This is a genomic window from Luteimonas sp. TWI596 (assembly GCF_039674105.1).
Classification (GTDB): domain Bacteria; phylum Pseudomonadota; class Gammaproteobacteria; order Xanthomonadales; family Xanthomonadaceae; genus Luteimonas.
Genome location: NZ_JBDJMU010000009.1, coordinates 1 through 20303, shown reverse-complemented (window position 1 = coordinate 20303; position 20303 = coordinate 1). Strand labels below are relative to the sequence as shown.

18 protein-coding genes and 1 tRNA gene are annotated in these 20303 nt (G+C 69.1%); 6 read left to right on the top strand and 13 right to left on the bottom strand.

The genetic code is table 11. From position 1 onward, the window contains the following. Nucleotides 1–106 precede the first annotated feature (106 nt). From ABE487_RS08585 to ABE487_RS08570, 4 genes are read left to right on the top strand one after another with little or no spacing between them, the layout of a single operon-like run. A complete protein-coding gene (locus ABE487_RS08585) occupies nt 107–568 on the top strand; it encodes a MarR family transcriptional regulator (RefSeq protein WP_346442263.1) in 462 nt (153 codons plus the stop codon). 2 nt (nt 569–570) lie between these two features. Continuing rightward, a complete protein-coding gene (locus ABE487_RS08580) occupies nt 571–2061 on the top strand; it encodes an efflux transporter outer membrane subunit (protein WP_346452231.1) in 1491 nt (496 codons plus the stop codon). Next, nucleotides 2058–3245, top strand: a complete 1188-nt coding sequence (locus tag ABE487_RS08575; protein ID WP_346447580.1) for an efflux RND transporter periplasmic adaptor subunit — start codon at nt 2058–2060, stop codon at nt 3243–3245. The genes ABE487_RS08580 and ABE487_RS08575 overlap by 4 nt, the downstream gene beginning before the upstream one ends. 25 nt (nt 3246–3270) lie before the next feature. Then, nucleotides 3271–4845, top strand: a complete 1575-nt coding sequence (locus ABE487_RS08570; protein ID WP_346447581.1) for a DHA2 family efflux MFS transporter permease subunit — start codon at nt 3271–3273, stop codon at nt 4843–4845. A 30-nt stretch (nt 4846–4875) separates the two neighbouring features. Here the strand turns inward: ABE487_RS08570 and ABE487_RS08565 are convergent, their stop codons facing one another. The 3 genes from ABE487_RS08565 to radA all read right to left on the bottom strand — a co-directional run bounded on the left by ABE487_RS08565 (nt 4876) and on the right by radA (nt 7696). Continuing rightward, nucleotides 4876–5436 (bottom strand): hypothetical protein, encoded by a 561-nt coding sequence (locus ABE487_RS08565; RefSeq protein ID WP_346452232.1) that lies wholly within the window; start codon nt 5434–5436, stop codon nt 4876–4878. An 82-nt stretch (nt 5437–5518) separates the two neighbouring features. After that, nucleotides 5519–6280: a 2OG-Fe(II) oxygenase family protein gene (locus tag ABE487_RS08560; RefSeq protein WP_346452233.1), complete on the bottom strand. Its 762-nt coding sequence runs from the start codon at nt 6278–6280 to the stop codon at nt 5519–5521. 27 nt (nt 6281–6307) lie between these two features. Further along, nucleotides 6308–7696 (bottom strand): DNA repair protein RadA, encoded by a 1389-nt coding sequence (gene radA, locus ABE487_RS08555; protein ID WP_346452234.1) that lies wholly within the window; start codon nt 7694–7696, stop codon nt 6308–6310. Nucleotides 7697–7846: 150 nt separating this feature from the next. On the opposite strand from radA, the gene ABE487_RS08550 reads away from it, so the two are divergent. Next, on the top strand, nt 7847–8902 hold the full coding sequence (locus tag ABE487_RS08550; protein WP_346452235.1) for a diguanylate cyclase: 1056 nt from the start codon (nt 7847–7849) through the stop codon (nt 8900–8902). 14 nt (nt 8903–8916) lie between these two features. Here ABE487_RS08550 and ABE487_RS08545 read toward each other — a convergent pair whose 3' ends face one another. From ABE487_RS08545 to murJ, 10 genes are all read right to left on the bottom strand, one after another. Continuing rightward, nucleotides 8917–9495 carry a nucleoside 2-deoxyribosyltransferase gene (locus ABE487_RS08545; RefSeq protein WP_346452236.1) on the bottom strand — a complete coding sequence of 193 codons (579 nt, stop codon included), beginning with the start codon at nt 9493–9495 and terminating at the stop codon, nt 8917–8919. A gap of 190 nt (nt 9496–9685) precedes the next feature. After that, complete coding sequence (locus tag ABE487_RS08540; protein WP_346452237.1) at nt 9686–10390, bottom strand: hypothetical protein; 705 nt, start codon at nt 10388–10390, stop codon at nt 9686–9688. A 396-nt stretch (nt 10391–10786) separates the two neighbouring features. Further along, entirely contained in the window at nt 10787–11080 is a 294-nt protein-coding gene (locus tag ABE487_RS08535; RefSeq protein ID WP_346452238.1) for a hypothetical protein, read from the bottom strand. Nucleotides 11081–11227: 147 nt separating this feature from the next. After that, nucleotides 11228–11893, bottom strand: coding sequence for an MvdC/MvdD family ATP grasp protein (locus tag ABE487_RS08530; RefSeq protein WP_346452239.1), 666 nt, complete (start codon nt 11891–11893; stop codon nt 11228–11230). Between the two features lie 306 nt (nt 11894–12199). Then, nucleotides 12200–12275 (bottom strand) — tRNA-Thr (locus ABE487_RS08525). A gap of 36 nt (nt 12276–12311) precedes the next feature. After that, nucleotides 12312–13262, bottom strand: coding sequence for a 4-hydroxy-3-methylbut-2-enyl diphosphate reductase (ispH, locus tag ABE487_RS08520; protein ID WP_346442251.1), 951 nt, complete (start codon nt 13260–13262; stop codon nt 12312–12314). A 226-nt stretch (nt 13263–13488) separates the two neighbouring features. Continuing rightward, nucleotides 13489–13980 (bottom strand): signal peptidase II, encoded by a 492-nt coding sequence (gene lspA, locus ABE487_RS08515; RefSeq protein WP_183426261.1) that lies wholly within the window; start codon nt 13978–13980, stop codon nt 13489–13491. Next, complete coding sequence (gene ileS, locus ABE487_RS08510; protein WP_346452247.1) at nt 13977–16793, bottom strand: isoleucine--tRNA ligase; 2817 nt, start codon at nt 16791–16793, stop codon at nt 13977–13979. The genes lspA and ileS overlap by 4 nt, the downstream gene beginning before the upstream one ends. A 75-nt stretch (nt 16794–16868) precedes the next feature. Next, nucleotides 16869–17843, bottom strand: a complete 975-nt coding sequence (locus ABE487_RS08505; RefSeq protein ID WP_346452240.1) for a bifunctional riboflavin kinase/FAD synthetase — start codon at nt 17841–17843, stop codon at nt 16869–16871. 114 nt (nt 17844–17957) lie between these two features. After that, nucleotides 17958–19499: a murein biosynthesis integral membrane protein MurJ gene (gene murJ / locus ABE487_RS08500; protein ID WP_346452248.1), complete on the bottom strand. Its 1542-nt coding sequence runs from the start codon at nt 19497–19499 to the stop codon at nt 17958–17960. Between the two features lie 175 nt (nt 19500–19674). Between murJ and rpsT the strand changes: the two genes are divergently transcribed. Beyond that, nucleotides 19675–19947 (top strand): 30S ribosomal protein S20, encoded by a 273-nt coding sequence (rpsT, locus tag ABE487_RS08495; RefSeq protein ID WP_047136305.1) that lies wholly within the window; start codon nt 19675–19677, stop codon nt 19945–19947. Nucleotides 19948–20303: the final 356 nt, after the last annotated feature.

The window sequence follows — 20303 nt, the reverse complement described above, 5'->3', positions numbered from 1 at the left end:
CGACAGGCCCAGCGCGTGAACCGATCCCGACGGCTTGCCTGAACAGCGCTTGTTGCGGCAATACTTGCCTTGACAACAATTGCAGAGGCGAGGACCATGCGCCACCATGTCGTCTCCTCCCCGCCCTTGCGCCTCCGCCAGCGGTTCGTCGCTGGGCCTGCTGTTCCGGCAGGTCCGCGATGCCATGTGGGCGCGCATGGCCGACGAGCTCGCCCAGGCCGGGCATGAGCTGAGCTTCAGCCAGTACATCACGCTCAAGAAACTGGCGCTGGGCACCAGCAACGCGACCGATCTTGCGCGTGCAGCCGAGCTCAACCCTGGCGCGATGACGCGCCTGATCGACAGGCTGATCGACCGCGGCCTGGTCGAGCGCCATGCCGATCCCGACGACCGCCGCGTGGTGCGGATCCGGCTCAGCGCGCAGGGCGAGGCGATCTGGCGCGACATCGACCAATGCGGCAACCGCGTGCGCGAGCGTGCGATGTCGGGCATCGACGATGCCCAGCGGCAGCAGTTGATCCAGCTTCTCGAACAGGTTCGCGACAACCTCTCCTTCCCGGGACAGTGACCATGCCTTCTCCCACGACACGCGCCCGGCGACGGGCGCCGGCTGCGGTGTTGCCGATCGTCGCCGCACTGCTGCTCGCAGGCTGTGCCAGCAGTCGCGGCCTGGCGCCGCAGCTGACCCCCAGCGATGCCGACACGCTCGCCACCGGCCGCAGCCTGGCCGGTGCCCCGCTCAGCGCTGCCGATTTTCCGCGCAGCGACTGGTGGACTGCGTTCGGCGACCCGCAGCTCGACGCATTGATCGATGAGGCCTTGCGCGACAGCCCGTCCCTGGCTGCCGCCGATGCCCGCACCCGCAGCGCACAGGCGCAGGCCGGGCTCGCCGATGCGCAGCGTCGGCCGACCCTCGGTGCCAGCGCGCGTGTGAGCGGCGTGCAATTGCCCGAAACCCTCGCGCCTGCCCCCATCGGCGGCGACTTCAAGGCCAGCGGCGTGCTGATGCTCGACTTCGCATGGACGCCCGACCTATGGGGTGGCCAGCGCGCGGCCTTCGAGGCGGCCGCCGGGCAGGCACGGGCCGCCGAGGTCGATGCGCAGGCTGCGCGCCTGACGCTATCGTCCAACGTCGCCCGCGGCTACATCGCGCTGGCGCAGGCCTTCGACGCGCAGGACGTGGCGCAGCGCGAGATCGACCGCGCCACCCGGCTGCGCGACCTTGCGCGGCAGCGCGTGGAGGCCGGTCTCGACAACCAGTTGCAACTGCGCAATGCCGACACCGCGATCGGCATCGCACGCCAGCAGGCGCAGGCTGCGCAGCAGCAGATCGATGCCGCGCGTAATGCGCTGGCCGCGTTGCTGGGCAAGGGCCCCGACCGCGGCCTCGACATCGCCCGCCCGCATCTGCTGCAGGCGCCGCCGCCGGCGGTGCCCGCGGTACTGCCCAGCGAGCTGCTGGGCCATCGCGCCGACGTCGTCGCCGCGCGTTGGCGCGTCGAGGCCGCCGCACGCGGTGTCGACGCTGGCAAGGCCGCCTTCAAGCCCAGCATCAACCTCAGCGCCCTGGTCGGCCTGGCGGCGGGCAACCTCTCGGACCTGTTCGGCAGCGATGCGGTGCTCGGCTTCGGCGGACCCGCACTGAGCCTGCCGATCTTCGACGGCGGCCGGCTGCGCGCGGGCCTGGCCCAGCGCGACGCCGACTACGACACCGCGGTCGCGAGCTACGACCAGACGTTGGTCGTCGCACTGCGCGAGGTCACCGACGCCCTGCAGGCTGCACGTGCGCTCGATGCGCAGATCGACACCGTCGCCGACGCGACCGAAGCCGCACGCCAAGCGTTCGCGCTCGCCGACACCCGCTACCGCGCCGGCATCGGCAACCAGCTCGACGTCCTTGCCGCGCAGCGGCCGCTGTTCCAGCTCGAGCAACAGCTCGCCACGCTGCGCGCGCAGCGCTTCGGCGCCGCTGTCGATCTCGACCGCGCGCTCGGCGGCGGCCTGACGCTCGCCGCGCCCTCCCCTTCCACGCAGACCCAAGCCGGGGCGACCACGCCATGACCTCCGAATCCAAATCCGCCACCCCGCCGCCCAAGCCCGGCAAGCGCCGTCGCGCGCTCGTGATCCTCGCCACCGTCGCGATCCTGGCCGGCCTCGGCTGGGCGGGCTGGTACCTGCTTGTCGGACGCTGGCACCAGGACACCGACGATGCCTATGTGCAGGGCAACGTCGTGAGCATCGTCCCGCAGACGATGGGCACGGTGGTCTCGATCGACGCCGACGAAGGTATGCGCGTCGAGGCCGGGCAGGCGCTGGTGCACCTCGACCCCAACGATGCGCAGGTCGCCTACGATCAGGCGGTCGCGAACTTGGCCGGTACCGTCCGTCAGGTGCGTGGCCTCTACAGCAGCGTCGAATCCGGCCAGGCCGAACTGGCGGCGCGGCAGGTCGCCGTGCGCCAGGCCCGCGAAGACGTGCGGCGCCGCGAAGGCCTGGTCGCCAGCGGTGCGGTCTCGCGCGAGGAACTGGCCCACGCCCGCGATGTGCTGGCCGGTGCCGAAGCTGCGCTGTCGGCCTCGCAAGGCCAGCTCTCGCGCAGCCGCGCGCTGGTCGACGCGACCGAGGTCGCGAGCCAGCCGCAGGTCCAGGCCGCCGCCGCGCAGTTGCGCCGCGCCTGGCTCGACCTGCAACGCATGGCCATCGTCGCGCCGGTGTCGGGCTACATCGCTCGCCGCGAGGTGCAACTGGGCCAGCGGGTGCAGCCGGGCAACACCCTGATGACGATCGTGCCGCTGGAACAGGTCTGGGTGGAGGCCAACTTCAAGGAGACCCAGCTCACCGGCATGCGCATCGGCCAGCCGGTCGAGGTGCGCGCCGACCTGTACGGCAGCAAGGTGCGCTACACCGGCAAGGTCGCCAGCCTCGGCATGGGCACCGGCAGTGCGTTCTCGCTGCTGCCGGCGCAGAACGCCAGCGGCAACTGGATCAAGATCGTCCAGCGCGTGCCAGTGCGCATCGAGCTCGATCCCGCGCAGTTGGCCGAACATCCACTGCGCCTGGGCCTGAGCATGCACGTCGATGTCGCCGTGCGCGACCAGGACGGCCCGGTGCTGGCCACCTCCCAGGCCAAGCGCGCCGCGCCCCTGCTGTCCACCGATGCCTACGCCGAGCAGCAGGCCCAGGCCGATGCGCTGATCACGCGCACGATCGAGGCCAACCTGCCCCAGCTCGCCACCCGCCGCTGAGCCGGTTCCTAGCATCGAGCCCGCCATGTCCACGACCACTGCCGACGCGCCGGGCGCTCCTGCCCCGGCGGCTGCATCCGCCTTCCGTCCGCCGAACCTGGCGCTGACGACGATCGGCCTTGCGCTGGCGTCGTTCATGCAAGTGCTCGACATCACGATCGCCAATGTCTCGTTGCCGACGATCGCCGGCAACCTCGGCGCAAGCTCGAACCAGGCGACCTGGGTCATCACCTCGTTCGCGGTCAGCAATGCGATCGCATTGCCGCTGACCGGCTTCATGACCCGCCGTTTCGGCGAGCGCAAGCTGTTCGTGTGGGCGACGTTCGCGTTCGTGATCGCCTCGCTGCTGTGCGGCCTGGCGTCGAGCATGGGATTCCTGGTCGCCGCCCGCGCGCTGCAGGGCTTCGTCGCCGGCCCGATGTATCCGGTGACCCAGGCCCTGCTGATCTCGATCTATCCCCCGGCCAAACGCGGACAGGCGATCGCGTTGCTGGCGATGGTCACCGTGGTCGCGCCGATCTGCGGCCCGATCCTCGGCGGCTGGATCACCGACAACTACAGCTGGGAATGGATTTTCTTCATCAACGTGCCGATCGGCATCTTCGCCAGTCTCGTCGTCGCCAGCCAGTTGCGCGGGCGCCCGGAGAAACTCGAGACGCCGAAGATGGACTACGTCGGCCTGATCACGCTGATCATCGGCGTCGGCGCGCTGCAGACGCTGCTCGACCTGGGCAACGAGGAAGACTGGTTCGAGTCGACCAAGATCGTATGGCTGGCGATCACCTCGGTGCTGGGCTTGGCGGTGTTCCTGATCTGGGAACTCACCGAGAAGGACCCGATCGTCAACCTGCGGCTGTTCCGGCATCGCAACTTCGCCTTCGGCACGCTGGCGATGGTGCTCGGCTACTCGGCGTTCTTCGCCGTGGGCCTATTGGTGCCGCTGTGGCTGCAGCGCAACTTGGGCTACACGCCGATCTGGGCAGGGTTTGCGACCGCGCCAATCGGTATTTTGCCGGTGCTGCTCACCCCGCTGGTGGGCAAGTACGCCACCCGATTCGACCTGCGCATCCTGGCGACGTTCGCGTTCATGGTGATGGCCTTCACCAGTTTCATCCGCTCGGGCTTCAATCTCGACGTCGACTTCCAGCATGTCGCGATGGTGCAGCTGTGGCAGGGCCTGGGCGTGGCGCTGTTCTTCATGCCGGTGCTGACCATCCTGCTGTCGGACCTCGAACCGCACGAGATCGCCGCCGGCTCAGGCCTGGCGACTTTCGTACGCACGCTCGGCGGCAGCTTCGCCGCATCCTTGACCACCTGGGCGTGGAACCAGCGCAGCACCATCCACCATGCGCAGCTGACCGAGCACATCCCCGCGCACGATCCAGCGATCCAGCAGACGGTCGCAGCGCTGGGCCAGGGCGATGTGCAACGCGGCGCGATGATGCTCGATCAGATGATCGCCCAGCAGGCGACGCAGATCGGCTTCAACGAGATCTTCCATCTGCTGGGCATCCTGTTCCTGCTGGTGATCGCGTTCGTCTGGATGGCGCGGCCACCGTTCGCGGCGAAGATCGGCGGCGCGGCCTCGGGCGGCCACTGAGCGGCGACGCGCGCGAGGTCGTGCGCGTCGTCAGCCGAGGGCCAGCAGCACCAGGCCCGTGACCACCCCAAGCGCGGTGCCGCCGATCGTCTCGGGCCACGTATGCCGTGCCAAACGCAGCCGCGACCACCCCAACATCGGCAGGGCCAGTAGCCCTGCGACCGAGACCGTGGGCAACAGCGGCCAGAGCGCCACTGCCGCAAACGCCAGGCTCGCCATATGCAGCGACAGCTTGATCCAGCGGTTGGCGAGCCCAGCTACGCACAGCATCAACACCGCCGCGAGCACGCCGGCCGAGGTTGATGCGCCGCGACCGCCCATCCACAGCCAATAGCCGCCGGCGACGACCAGCAGCAGCGCATAGAGCAGCGGCCGCTCCTGCCGCCGCGAGGCATCGACCGTTTCCCAATGCCCGCCCCGTCGCCGCTGCCAGATGAAGGCCGCGACGATCGCCACCCCGGCCACGAGCCCCAGCGCGGTCCGCCCGAGCGAGGCGGGATCGGCGCGCCAGGCCGCCAGCAACGCGAGCGCCGCGAACACGACGAACGGATGCAGTGCAATCGAGACGAGCCGGGCGAGCGGCCGCGACAAGCCGGCACCTGTCATCGCTCGCCCCGGACCGAATGCCCGCATCGCATACATATCGGCGCGCGATGCGCGTCTGCCCGGGCAATCATGATGCGCGCCACCAGCCGGTGATCGACAGCCGGGCCGCATCGACGAATGGCGAGACCGCCGTCACCAGGTGCGGACGCGGCACCCGGAACAGCGCAAGCGCATTGAAGCGCGGCACAACGACATCGGTGACGTGCCCGTCTCCGTCGAGAAGCTGCAATTGCCCGCCGTCGTCGGCGCGCCAGCCCGGCGAGAGGCCCAGCACGTAGGCCAGCCGTCGCTGCTTCCCAGGCTGGTCGTCGTCGTGGTGGGTCAGGAAATGCCCTGCACGATAGCGAGTCGCCTGGGCATCGCCGAAGTCGATGTCGTCGACGCCCGTAACCGATCGCACCAAGGCGCGCAGCGGGCCGCCGCCCAGCAGCATACGGAACCGGTCCAGTGCCGGCGGCAGCGGGCCAGGGTCGTAGCCGACGTCATGAACGGGAAATCGTTCGTAAAGATACTGCATGCCGCGACGCGTTTCCTGGAAGATCAGCGCCTGCAACGGCCGCAACGAAGCGGCATCCATCTGCGCGATCGCGGCGGCGTCGAAGTCGCGATGCCGACCTTCGATCCGGGTCACCAGCGCCCAGCGCGACCAATCGAGGAGACAGGCACGCAGCGCCTGCGCAAAGCCATCGGTCAACACCTGGGGCACGACGACATGGCCATCGCGCGCGAAGTCACCCCGCAACTGGTCGAGATCGTGCCGGGCAGCAAGCGGCATGCCATCGCACGGCGTCCCGGCCTGCACCGCATCGACTGGACCGACTCGGCTCATCGGCGCAGTGCCCGCCCGGCCCGGCACTCAGACATGCTCGAGCGCCTCGGCCAGCCGTTCGACCGCGATGACCTCCATGCCCTTGTAGGCGCCGGCCTTAGGCGCGTTCGCGCGCGGCACGATCGCGCGCACGAAGCCGTGCGTGGCGGCCTCCTTCAGGCGCTCCTCGCCGTTGGGCACCGGCCGGATCTCGCCGGCCAGGCCGACCTCGCCGAAGGCGATGGTCTTGTCCGGCAGCGGGATGTCGCGCAGCGACGACAGCACCGACAGCAGCACCGGCAGGTCGGCCGCGGTCTCCTGCACGCGAATACCACCGACGACGTTGACGAACACGTCCTGGTCGCCGGTCATGATGCCGCCGTGCCGGTGCAGCACCGCCAGCAGCATCGCCAGCCGGTTGCCTTCCATGCCGACCGCGACGCGCCGGGGATTGGACAGCGGCGAGGCATCGACCAGCGCCTGTACTTCGACCAGCAACGGCCGGGTCCCCTCGCGCGTGACCATGATGCAACTGCCCGGCTGCTGCGTGCCCGCGCCCGACAGGAAGATCGCCGACGGGTTGGCGACTTCCTTGAGGCCCTTCTCCCCCATCGCGAACACGCCCAGTTCGTTGACCGCGCCGAAGCGGTTCTTGAATGCGCGCATCACCCGGAAGCGACTGCCGCTGTCGCCCTCGAAATACAGCACCGCGTCGACCATGTGCTCGAGCACGCGCGGGCCGGCGATGCCGCCCTCCTTGGTGACGTGACCCACCAGGAACACCGCCGTGCCGGTCTCCTTGGCATAGCGCACCAGGCGCGCGGCCGACTCGCGGACCTGGCTCACCGAGCCGGGGGCTGCGGTCAGCGATTCGGTCCACAAGGTCTGGATCGAGTCGGCGATGATCAGCCCAGGCTTGAGCCTGGAGGCGTGCTCGAGAATGCGCTCGATGCCGGTCTCGGCCAGCGCGTGCAGGCCGTCGAGCGACAGCCCCAGCCGGACCGCGCGCCCGGCGACCTGGGCCAGCGATTCCTCGCCGGTGACGTACAGCCCCGGCAGCGTATGCGCCATCCGCGCCAGCGCCTGCAGCAGCAACGTCGACTTGCCGATGCCAGGATCGCCGCCGACCAGCACCACCGCGCCCTCGACCAGGCCGCCGCCCAGCACCCGGTCGAATTCGCCGATGCCGGTCGATACCCGCACGTCCTCGCCCTGCTGCACATCCTTGAGCGCCATGACCTTGGGCGCGTCGACCTTGCCGGCCCAGCCCGAACGGCGTGCCGCCGGCGAGCGGGCCGAGGCCGCGCTCTCGAGCACGATCTCGGCGATCGTGTCCCAGGCGCCGCAGGCACTGCACTGCCCCTGCCACTTGCTGTAGTCGGCGCCGCATTCGCTGCACACGAAGGCGGTTCGGGCTTTGGCGGCGGGCTTGGCCATCGGCGATCGGTCCGTTGCGGGGGACCGGCAGAATAGCCGAGGGCGGTCGCACCCAAGGAGACGCGGACGCGTGCGCGGCGTCCGGGCATCTGCGTGCCACCAGGCACCGCTACAATCGCTTCGGACAGACCGGCCCGGAGGCCCGCCCCGATGCTTGACCGCGACGACCTCCACGACCGGGCACGTCCTGCCGCCCTGCAGTTCCCATCCCGGATCCGCCGCATGCGGATGCTCGGCGCCGCACTGTGTGCCTTGCCGATCGCCTCGGTGCTGGCCGAACGCGGGGCCCCGGCCTGGCTCTGGGCCGCACTCGCGGTCAACGCGATGGTGTGGCCGCAGGTGGCATGGATGGTGTCGCGCCGCGCACGCGATCCGGTCGCCACCGAGTACCGCAACCTGCTCGTCGATGCAGTGGCAGGTGGCCTGTGGGTCGCGGCGATGGCGGTCAACCTGCTGCCGACGGCGGCCATCGCGTCGGTGCTGGCCTCCGACCGCTTGGCTGCCGGCGGATGGCGCCTGTTCTGGCGGGCCGCCCTGGTGTTCGCGCTCGCCTTCACGGCCGGCTGGGCGCTCGCCGGCTTTCCGTTCGCGCCTTCGACCTCGCCCCGCACCCTCCTCGCGTGCGTTCCGCTGATGGTCGGCTACCCCATCGCGTTGAGCCTGGTGACCTACCGGCTGGGCAGGACGATCGCCCGACAGAACCGCGAACTCGAACGCAGCAGCCGGACCGACTCGGGCAGCGACCTGCCCAACCGGCGGCACTTCGACATCCGGGTGCGCGATGCCTTGTCGCGCTTCGATCGCTACGGCGATCCGGCCACGCTGCTGCTGATCGACATCGACGCCTTCAAGTCGATCAACGACCGCTATGGCCACGGGGTCGGCGATCTCGTCCTGCGACGGGTGGCTGACGTGCTGCGTAGCGCCGCCGGCGCCACCGACACACCGGCCCGGATCGGCGGCGACGAGTTCGCGATCCTGCTCGCGCCCGCCGGGCCGGCGCGCGCGGCCGCAGTCGCCGAGTACGTCCGCGCCGGCATCGCCGCGCTGTCTTTCGACGGCCATCCGACGCTGGCGTGCACGGCCAGCATCGGGGTATCGACGACCCGCCCTGAGTTCGGCTCGCCGGCCGAATGGTTGCGCGATGCAGATAGCGCCCTCTACCGCGCCAAGGCGGCCGGACGCAATCGCGTGGCGATGGCCTGAGCCGGCGCCTTCGCCTAGGCCGCGCCTGCGACCTCGCCCTGACGGCCGGGCACGCGTGACGCCCCCACCGGCATGCGCGGCGTCTCGCCTTGGCGCGCCAACTGCGCCAACGCCATCGCCGCATCGCCGACCACCAGCGGCGCCGGCACCGACAGCATCAGGTTCAGCGGCAGCCCGAATTCTTCGATGCTCCAGCCGTGCGCGTCGAGCACGCCGTCCGGGCCGACCGCCTGCGGATGCCGCTGGCGGATGCGCTGGGCCAGGGTGCCGCCCTCGGAGATGTAGCCGTACACCGGCTTGCCGCGTGCGACCGCATAGCCGACCTCGAAACAAGTGCCACTGTCGGGCTCCGGTCCGCGAAAGAAATCCAGATTGGCGAGTACCGCGTCGGCGCGCTCGATCAAGCCGATATTGGCGCGGTAGATCCATCGCGCCTGCTCGCCCGGATCGACGAGTGTCGCCGGTACGTCCTGGTCGAGCGGGTACAAGCCCTCGATCCCGAAGCGCGCACACAGCGCCTTGAGCTCGGCCCCGTGTGCGCGGGCATCGGGCCGGAACACATCGGGTCCGGCGAGGTATAGGGAGCGGATCATCGCGATCAAGTCAACGGCAGGAGCGCGTATTGTCTCCTCGCCTGATAACACAGGACATGCGACCCGACGCCGCTGACGTTGCGCTGCGTTGGCTGACGGCGCGATGCCTGCAGTTGCAGCGCTGCACGGACATGTTCGGGACGTGGCGACGCGGGCCCAGGCGCCCTGCCACGTGCCCGAGATGCCGGAACTACTCGTCGTTGCGAAACGACAGCTGCCGGCGAAAGGTCGAGGTCGACTCGGGTCCAGAGCGCGGCGGAAACAGCGAAATCTCGCCGGCGGAAATGGCGCGGTCCTGGATCTTCAGGCCAATGCCTTCGGCGCGCTCGATCTCCACCCGGTCGACGCTGCCGTCAGGCGCGATGTGCATGACCCAGGACAACTCACCCACGAACGCCTCGGGCGCGATCGTCGCATCGTAGTTGGGACGCCCCAGGACATAGGGCATGTCCTGCGGTGTGGCGGCGATCAGCGCATCGAGCGTCGCGTAGACCTCGACCTCGCGGCTGCCAGCCGGCGCCGCTGCACCATCCAGGTAGACGACCACGCGCCACGTCCCCGGCGTCGCATCCGGGGGCAATTGCGCGGGAAAGCAGCGCTTGCTGCCGTCGAAGTCCGGATGCGCCTGTTGCGCGACCACCCGCCCCGATGCATCCCGGGTCTCGATCGTCAGCCCCGATGTCGTGGCGTCGGCATCGAGCACCGCGACGCAGACCTGGTGCCCGAAGCGCTCGCCAAGCACGAACGAGCGCGTCTCCTGTCTGGCCAGCGCGCCCTCGGGCGTCTTGGACCACAGGAACTCGATATAAGGATCGGACGGGGATGAGCCCGCCGTACCGGCCAATGCGACATCGCAGGCCAGCAACAGCAGTGCCCCCGCAAGACGCGCCTGCATGCGATTACTCCAGGTCATAAAACCCCGGCGGCGATTGGGTCGCCGCCAGGATAGGCGCCCGCGAAATCGTCAGACGCGCACGCACGATGGACTCACAGATGCGGATCCGACACGAGCGGCGGATCGCTCTTGGGCGTGCAGGTGCCATTGTCGACCCACGAATCGGTCGGTTCGGCCAACGGGCCAGCCCCGCCACTGACGTGCGCAATTTCCTCGCGGGACAGCACGCGCGCCAACACCCTGCCTTCCACGGCCGCGGCCGTACGCTATTCGGACTTCCTGGACGTCACCACTCCTCATGATTGGATGGGACACATCACATCATTGCCACGACGTACGCCGCGACATCGAAAGAGGCCGCGCTGAGCGGCTCCTGCGATCCTTGGACTGCGAAAGTCATTTCGAGATTAGCCCGTGCGCGTGGGCCGAAACCGTGGCCTGCGTCAAAGTTGTCGGCTTCCCGGGTGCCAAGTACCTGAAATCCGCACGCGCGGTTTCGATGAATTGGCAGAACGCATCGAGCACCGGCAGCTCCGGGCACCAGGACTCGATGAAGAAAAACTGGCCCGCCTCATTGACCTCCAGGAACTGCCAGTCGCCCGCCGGCGTGACGATGAAATCGAATCCGCCGCTCACGATGCCCAGCCGCGCCATCAGCGCGATGCAGGCCGCTTCGACCTGGGCCGGCAACGGCGCCGGCTCGCAACGCCGGATCGATCTCTGATCGAGTCGCCAATCCAGATCGCCGCCTTCGAGCGTGTTGGAGTCGATCCTGATCGCAAAGCAGCTATGCCCGAAGAACTGCGCGCGGACCTCATAGGCCTTCGCGACCTTCTTCTAGAAGATGCCCGGCGTCGCCCGCAACAGCGCATCGGGTGGAAGATCGTCCACCTCGACCTTGGCGGTATAGGTCTTCAGGCTCGCCCCGTTCTCCTTCCAGATGTAGCCGCCCAGCGGCTTGTAGATGCAGTCCCGGACCCCGAGGATGAAGTCCCGGATCGTCGCCGGGTCATTGCTGATCAAGGTCCGCGGCACCGTGAGCCCGGCCGCCAGCGCATAACGGAACTGGTGCGCCTTGACCTCGCACAGCAAGGACGCGGCCGGCGGATTGATCCAGAAGGCATCGGCGAACGCTTCGGGATGCGAGCGCTCCGCCATTCGCAGCTCTTCGGTGCAGAACGCCTGGTCGCGCGGATCGACATAAGCCGGCGACGACACCAGACGCCGCCGGCGATACCAGACCACATCGACCGCATCCGACGACACCGTCCGCCCGTCGCAGACAAGCGTTCCGCGCATGCCGTCGCCCCCGAAGTGCACCGTACTGGCGCTGAACTCGGGATAGTGATCGCCGCGCCAGCGCACGACCTCGTGTCCTCGCAACCGCAGCGCATGCCCGGCCACGGCCGCATGGAAATCGCCTTCCACAGTGTGGATCAGCACGCGGCGCGTGTCCGCGGCGGCATCGTCACGGTGCGCACCGCGCCAATCGTCTGTCTCCAAGCCCGCCCTCCTGCAAGCCAAGTCCGCCCTTGCATCTTATGCATGCGGCAAACCCGATGCCGCTGCGGAAAGATGCGCCTGCGATGGCTGTTCGCCGACCAGCCGAAGCCGCCAGACACTAGCACCGCAGGCCAGTGGTGTCGAAAGCCGAGCGGTTCAAGCACGCGTGTGCGCACGCATGCGTATCCTCTGTATCGTCTGCCGCCATCCGGGCCGAAAGACGGGCTGATGAGGCGTAGACAAAAGCACCAGGTCAAGAGGAGTACAACAAAAAGCCCCGACCAAGGCCGGGGCTTTCGATGACGCTGGTGCCGGAAATAGGAATCGAACCTACGACCTACGCATTACGAATGCGCCGCTCTACCAACTGAGCTATTCCGGCTTGGGACGCGAATTCTAGGGAGCGGGGGGCCGGCCGTCAATCGACGAGGCGCAGGCGCAGTTCCTTGGGCAGGGCGAAGACCATGCTCTCGGGCTCGCCGGCAAGCTCGCGCATGCCGTTGGCGCCCAGCTCGCGCAGGCGGTCGAGCACGCCCTGCACCAGCACGTCCGGGGCCGAGGCGCCGGCGGTGACACCGATGTGGTGGCGGCCTTCGACCCAGCGCGGGTCGATCTCGTCGGCGCCGTCGATCAGGTAGGCCTCCACCCCGTCGCGCTCGGCGAGTTCGCGCAGGCGGTTGGAGTTCGAGCTGTTGGGCGAGCCGACCACCAGCACCAGGTCGCATTCCTTCGCCAGATCGCGCACGGCGTCCTGGCGGTTCTGCGTGGCGTAGCAGATATCGTCGTTCTTCGGGCCCTGGATCGCCGGGAACTTCTCACGCAGCGCGGCGATGACGCCGCGGGTGTCGTCGACCGACAGCGTGGTCTGGGTCGTGTAGGCCAGGTTCTCGGGCTGACCGACGTCCAGCGCGGCCACGTCGCCCTCGTCCTCGACGAGGTAGATGCTGCCGGCGCCGGCCTCGGCGCGCCATTGGCCCATCGTGCCTTCGACTTCGGGATGGCCCTGATGGCCGATCAGCACTACGTCGCGTCCAGCGCGGCAGTGGCGCGCGACCTCGAAGTGCACCTTGGTCACCAGCGGGCAAGTCGCGTCGAAGACCTTGAGCTGGCGTCGGGCGGCTTCCTCGCGCACGGCCTGCGAGACGCCGTGGGCGCTGAAGATCACAGTCACGCCGTCGGGCACTTCGTCGAGTTCTTCGACAAAGATCGCGCCGCGGCGCTTGAGGTCCTCGACCACGAATCGGTTGTGGACGACTTCGTGGCGCACGTAGATCGGCGCGCCGAGCGTCTCGATCGCGCGCTTGACGATCTCGATCGCGCGGTCGACGCCGGCGCAGAAGCCGCGGGGGTTGGCGAGGACGATATCCATGAGATGCGCAGTCTACCGGAGGCGGCGGTTCGGAAGCGGAACGGCGGCAGGACGGCGTGTCCGGGATACATGGCACCGAAGCCCTCCCCCGCCCTGCGAAGAAGGGATGGGAGGGCCATGCGCGCGATCTCCCAGCTTTGAGCTGCTCAGATTGCACGCGAACGGATCGTTGCCCCCATCCCAGCCTTCCCCCGCAAGCGGGGGAAGGGGCGGAGCGCAGGCGGTCCTACTTCTTTTTCGCCGGGAAGAAGCCGAACAGGGCAATGCCGATCGCGCCGCCGACGATCGCCGCGTCAGCGAGGTTGAACGCCGGCCAGTAGTGGTCGCGCCAGTGCCACTGAATGAAATCGACGACGTGGCCGTGGATCTGGCGGTCGATGACATTGCCCAGTGCGCCGCCGATCACCAGCGCAAACGGCAGCGCGGTGCGCCAGTCGCGGCGCGGGGTCTTGGCCAGCCAGACGGCCAGTACGCCGCTGATGACGATCGCCAGGATCGTGAAGAACCACTTCTGCCAGCCGCCGGCGTCGGCCAGGAAGCTGAACGCCGCGCCGGTGTTGTAGGTGCGGTACCAGTTCCAGACGCCCTCGATCACCGGGATCGCGGTGTACTCGGGCAGCGAGGTCAACACCCACCATTTCGTCAGCTGGTCGAGCGCGATCACCACCACCGAGAGCGTCAGCCACGGCAGGGCGTTGGGGACGGGACGGGCCATCAGAACCACCTCCGGATCTCGCCGCCGCCATCGCGGCCATCGGTCGCAATGTTCTCCACACAGCGGCCGCACAGCCCCGCATGGTCGGCATGCGCGCCGACGTCGGCGCGACGCTGCCAGCAGCGCACGCACTTGGGCTTGTCGGTCACGCGTGCCGACACGCCGATCGCCGTCGCGCTGGGGTCGTCGACCAGCGTCACGTCGCCGCTGATCAGCAGGAAGCGCAGTTCGTCGACCACCGGCGAGAGCCAGTTGGCGTCGGCGACACCGCAGCGCAGTTCGATCTCGGCATCGAGCGCGGCACCGATCTCGCCGCTGGCGCGCATCGGCTCGAGCACCTTGGCCACGCGTTCGCGCAGTTCGAGCACGCGCTCGAAGTCCTGCGGTCCCCAGTCGGCGTCGCCGTCGAGTAGGGTCAGACCCGTGTACCAGGTCGCGAACTGCACATTGGCTTCGCGCGTGCCCTGCGCCGGCGCGGGCAGGTAGCCCCACATCTCGTCGGCGGTGAAGCTGAGCACCGGCGCGATCCAGCGCACGAAGGCCTCGGCGATGTGGTACATCGCGGTCTGCGCGCTGCGACGCCCGACCGCGTGCTCGGGCATCGTGTACAGGCGATCCTTGGTCACGTCGAGATACAGCGAGCCGAGGTCGACACTGCAGAAGTTCGACAGCGCCTGGACGATCTCGGCGAAGTCGTAGCGCGCGTAGGCGTCCTCGATGCGCGCCTGCAGCTGGGCGGCGCGATGCACGATCCAGCGGTCGAGCGCGACCATGTCCTGCGGCGCGACGAGGTCGCTCGTCGGCGTGAACCCGGCGAGATTGCCGAGCAGGAAACGCGCGGTGTTGCGGATACGGCGGTAGGCGTCGGCGGTGCGCTTGAGGATCTCCTGCGACAGCGACATCTCGTTGCTGTAGTCCGCCGAGGCGATCCACAGGCGCAGGATGTCCGCACCCAGCGTCTTCATGATGTCCTGGGGCTCGATGCCGTTGCCCAGCGACTTGGACATCTTGCGGCCGTGCTCGTCGACGGTGAAGCCGTGCGTGAGGCACTGCCGATACGGCGCCGCCTTGTCGATCGCCACGCCGGTCAGCAGCGAGGACTGGAACCAGCCGCGGTGCTGGTCGGAGCCCTCGAGGTAGAGATCGGCCGGCTTCGGGTACCCGCGCGCGCGCAGCACCGCTTCGTGGGTGACGCCCGAGTCGAACCAGACATCGAGGATGTCGGTGATCCTGTCGTAATCGGCCGCATCACTGCCGAGCAGTTCGGTCGCATCGAGCGTGTACCAGATGTCGACGCCGTGCTGCTCGACGCGCTCGGCGACCGCGCGCATCAGCTCGACGGTGCGCGGATGCGGCTCGCCGGTTTCGCGATGCACGAACAGCGCGATCGGCACGCCCCAGGTCCGCTGGCGCGAGATCGTCCAGTCCGGGCGGCCCTCGACCATGCCGGCGATGCGCGCCTGGCCCCAGGCCGGGTACCAGGTCACGCCTTCGATCGCTTTGAGCGCATCGGCGCGCAGCCCGCCCTGCTCCATCGAGATGAACCACTGCGGCGTGGCGCGGAACGCGATCGGCGTCTTGTGGCGCCAGCAGTGCGGGTAGCTGTGGGTGAGCTTGGAGAACGCCAGCAGGCTGCCCTGCGCGCGCAGGGCGTCGACGATGACGTCGTTGGCCTTCCAGATGTGCAGGCCGGCCAGGGCGGTGTCGCCGATCGGCGGCGTCGATGGCAGGTAGACGCCGCGGCCGTCGACCGGGTTGAGCTGCGCGGCGCTGTAGCGCTCGAGCAGGCCGTAGGCCTTGCCGACGACGTAGTCCTCCTGGCCGTGGCCGGGCGCGGTATGCACCGCGCCGGTGCCGTCCTCGGCCGACACGTGCTCGCCGAGGATCACCGGGATGTCGCGCTCGGCGTAGAAGGGATGGCCGAGCAATAGGTGCTCGAGGGCGCTGCCGGCCACGCGGCCGTGCACGACGATGTCGCCCTCGACGCCGTAGCGACGCAGCGCGTGCTCGGCCAGCGCATCGGCCAGCACCAGCCAGCGGCGACGGCCGTCCTGCGCCGGCGGGCCTTCGACCAGTGCGTACTCGAGATCGGCGCCCAGCGACAGCGCCAGCGACGCCGGCAGGGTCCACGGCGTCGTGGTCCAGATCGGCAGGGCGATCTCGACACCGGCCGGCACCGTCGCGCCGAAGGCGCGTGCGAACGCCGCCGCATCGCGTGCAACGTAGGCGACGTCGATCGCCGGCGAGACCTTGTCGGCGTACTCGATCTCGGCCTCGGCGAGCGCCGAGCCGCAGTCGAAACACCAGTGCACCGGCTTGACCCCGCGGGTCAGGTGGCCGTTGTCGACGATCTTCGCCAGCGCGCGGATTTCGTCGGCCTCGAAGCGGAAGTCCAGCGTGCGATAGGGATTGTCCCAGTCGCCGATCACGCCCAGACGCTTGAAGTCGCGGCGCTGGATGTCGATCTGCTCGTTGGCGTACTCGCGGCACTTGCGCCGGAACTCGACCGCATCGAGCTTGACCCCGACCTTGCCCCATTTCTTCTCGATCGCGATCTCGATCGGCAGGCCGTGGCAGTCCCAGCCCGGGATGTAGGGCGCATCGAAGCCGGCCATGCCCTTGGACTTGACGATGATGTCTTTGAGGATCTTGTTGACCGCATGGCCGAGGTGGATCGCGCCGTTCGCGTACGGCGGGCCGTCGTGCAGCACGAACAGCGGACGGCCGCGCGCATGCTCGCGCAGCTGCGCGTACAGGCCGGTCTCCTCCCAGCGCGCCAGCATCGCCGGCTCGCGCTTGGGCAGGTCGCCGCGCATCGGAAAGTCAGTCGCCGGCAGGTGGATCGTCGACTTGTAGGGATTGGGGGAAGTGTCGGCCTGGGCGCTCACGCGTCATCCTGTCGTTGCGGTTTTTGATCGTGGTGGGGCGCCGGCGGCCGCCTCGGCGAGCAGGGCCCGGGCGCGCACGGCGTCCAGGTCCATCTGCGCGACCAGGGCGGGCAGGTCGTCGAACTTTTCCTCATCGCGCAGTCGCGCGACGAACTCGACCTCGATCCTGCGACCGTACAGGTCGCCGTCGAAATCGAACAAGTGGGCCTCGAGCAGCGGTTCGACGCCGCCGACCGTGGGCCGGGTGCCGAAGCTGGACACCGATGGCCACGGGTCGTCGCCGACGCCATGCACGCGCGTGGCGTAGATGCCGCGCAGCGCAGGCACCTTGCCGCCGAAGCGCAGGTTCGCGGTCGGGTAGCCGAGGGTGCGGCCGAGTTGCTGGCCGCGCACCACACGTCCGGAGACCGCGTAGGGGCGTCCCAGCAAACGGGCGGCGTGGACGAAGTCGCCGGCCACGAGCGCGGCGCGGATATGCGTGCTCGACACCCGCTCGCCGTCGATCGCCAGCGGCGCGATCTCGCCGGCGACGAAGCCGGCCTCGCGTCCCAGCGCCTGCAGCGTCGCCAGGTCGCCGGCACGTCGGTGTCCGAACCGGAAGCCCGGCCCGACCCAGACCTCGCGTGCGCCCAGCCGCGCCAGCAGCACCTGCTCGACGAAGGCCTCGGGCGACATCGCCGCCATCCGCGCATCGAAGCGCAACAGCCCGATGACGTCGGCGCCGAGCGCGCGCAGGCCTTCGATCTTGGCCCGTACCGGCCCCAGCCGCGGCGGCGGCGCGGCGGCGGCGAAAAACTCGCGCGGCAATGGTTCGAAGCTCAGTGCCGCGGCCGCCACGCCCAGGGCCTGCGCGCGCGCGACCGCATGGCGCACCAGCGCTTGGTGGCCGAGGTGCAGGCCGTCGAACGCCCCGATGCAGACCACGCTGCCGTCGGCACACTCGGACCCGCCGGCGATGTCGCGGAACAGCCTGCTCATGGCGTCTCGTCGGGGCGGAAGCGGCGTCGGGCGCCGCCTTCCGGAAGGTGACCGGAGATTATAGCGGGCGCGGCCGCCGCGCCGCCGGCCGCAGGGTCGCGCCCATGGCGACAGTCAGTGCCGCAAGTGGCGCGGCCGCAACCCCAACGCCACCATCGCGAAGCCGTAGGCGGCCGCGCCGGCCCCGATCACCAACGCCAGCCAGGCGATCCGGTGCTGCCAGCCGCTGATCGCGGTCCACTCGCCGATCCAGCCGCGCAGCGCGAGCACCACCGCGGCCATCGCCACGCAGGCGCCAGCCAGCCGCAGCAGGTAACGCCCCCAACCCGGTTCGGGCACGAAGATCGCGCGCTGGCGCAAGTACCGCCACAGCAGCGCCGCATTCACCACACCCGCCAGCGCCGTCGCCAGCGCGATGCCACCGTGCGCGCCGGGCACCGCGTAGAACCACAACGGCGTGGTCAGCGCGATGGTCAATGCGACATTGGCGGCCACCGTCCAGATCGCCGCGCGCATCGGTGTCTTGGTGTCCTGGCGGGCGTAGAACGCAGGGGCCAGCACCTTGCTGAGCATGAAGGCCGGCACGCCCAGGCTCATCGCGGTCAGGCTCACCGCGGCCATCCGCGTGTCATGGGCGCCGAACGCGCCGTAGTTGTAGACGGTCGCGGTGATCGGCTCGGCCAGCAGCAACAGGCCAAGGCCAGCGGGCACGCCCGCCAGCAGCGCCATGCGCAGGCCCCAATCCAGCGACTGGCTGTAGCCCTGCGCGTCCTGGGCCGCGTGCCGGCGCGAGAGATGCGGCAGGATCACCGTGCCCAGCGCGACGCCGAACAGGCCGAGCGGGAACTCGATCAGCCGGTCAGAGTAGTACAGCCAGTCCACGCTGCCGCTGGCCAGCAGCGAGGCGAACGCGGTGCCCACGATCAGGTTGACCTGGGCGACCGACGAGGAGAACAGCGTCGGCAACATCAGCCGGCCGACCTTGCGTACCTCGGCATGGCCGAAGCCCGGCCGCAGCCGCGGCCGCAGGCCCAGCCGCCCCAGCGCCGGCCACAGCAGCGCCAATTGCAGGAAACCTGCGATCAGCACGCCCCAGGCCAGGCCCTGCGGCGGCAGCGCGAAGCGCGGCGCCAGCCACAGCATCGCGGCGATCATCGTCAGGTTGTGCAGCACCGGCGTGAACGCCGGCAGCCCGAAGCGGCCGTGGCTGTTGAGGATCGACGCGGCCAGCGACATCAGCGAGATGAACAATAGGTACGGGAACGTGATCCGCAGCATCTGTGCGGTCTGCGCCAGCAATTCCGGCTGATCCGCCCAGCCCGGCGCGAACAGCCGCGCGACCAGCGGCGCCAGCAGCATGCCCGCCGCGCAGGCCACCAGCACCACCGCGCACAGCGCACCGGCCATATGGTCGACGAAGGACTTGAGCGCCGCCCGGTCGCCGCGCTCCTTGATCTCGTTGAGCACCGGCACGAAGGCCATCGCCATCGAACCCTCGGCGAACACCCGGCGCAGGAAATTGGGAATGCGATAGGCGACAATGAAGGCGCTCATCGCCCCGCCGGTTCCGAACAGCGTCGCCTGCAGCATGTCGCGGGCGAAGCCGGCGATGCGCGACAGCAGGGTCATCGCACTGAACACCGCGCTCGAGCGCAGTAGGCCGCCTCGGGCCTTGGGCGCGGCGGCCGCCGGATCGGGCGCGGTCACCGTCGCAGTCCGTTCAGGCCGGGCCTGTTGACGCAAGTATATGAAAGCACCATAATTTCCTGCTCAAATTTCCATTGGTCCGGCCAAGCCGGATTTTCACACGTCCAGCTTCCAGGAATCCATCGTGGCAAACATCAAGTCCGCCAAGAAGCGCGCCAAGCAGACCGTCGTGCGCAACGCGCGCAACTCCGCCCAGCGCTCGCAGCTCCGCACCGCCGTCAAGAAGGTGCTCAAGGCGCTCGACGCCAACGACGCCGCCGGCGCGCAGGAGGCATTCAATGTCGCCCAGCCGATCCTCGACCGTTTCAGCTCGCGCGGCCTGATCCACAAGAACAAGGCAGCCCGCCACAAGAGCCGCCTGTCGGCCCGCATCAAGGCGCTCAAGGCCGCTGCCTGAGCCCTGCCCGGCCGCCTGCGCGGCCGATGCAAAAAGAACCCGGCTCTGGCCGGGTTTTTTTGTTGATCTTCGCTGAGACCAGGGACTCCCGGCTCCCGTTGGCTCGATTGCAGCGCTCTTCCCCGAAGCGCGCAACGACAGCGCGCGACGCCTCCCTGCGGGCAACTCCGCTTCGCCCCCAAAGCCGAGCGCAGCCAACGTCTGCGGCAGAGCACCGGCCGCGTGCAGCACGCCATGGGCGAACCCGCCCTGCTTGTTTGCTCGCAAAACCAAAACCGGGGTGCGGTTTGAATTTTTCCGTGGGAAAATTAAAACAGAACCCCGGTTTTGAGAGTTATTTGTGTAAACGCCCAGGA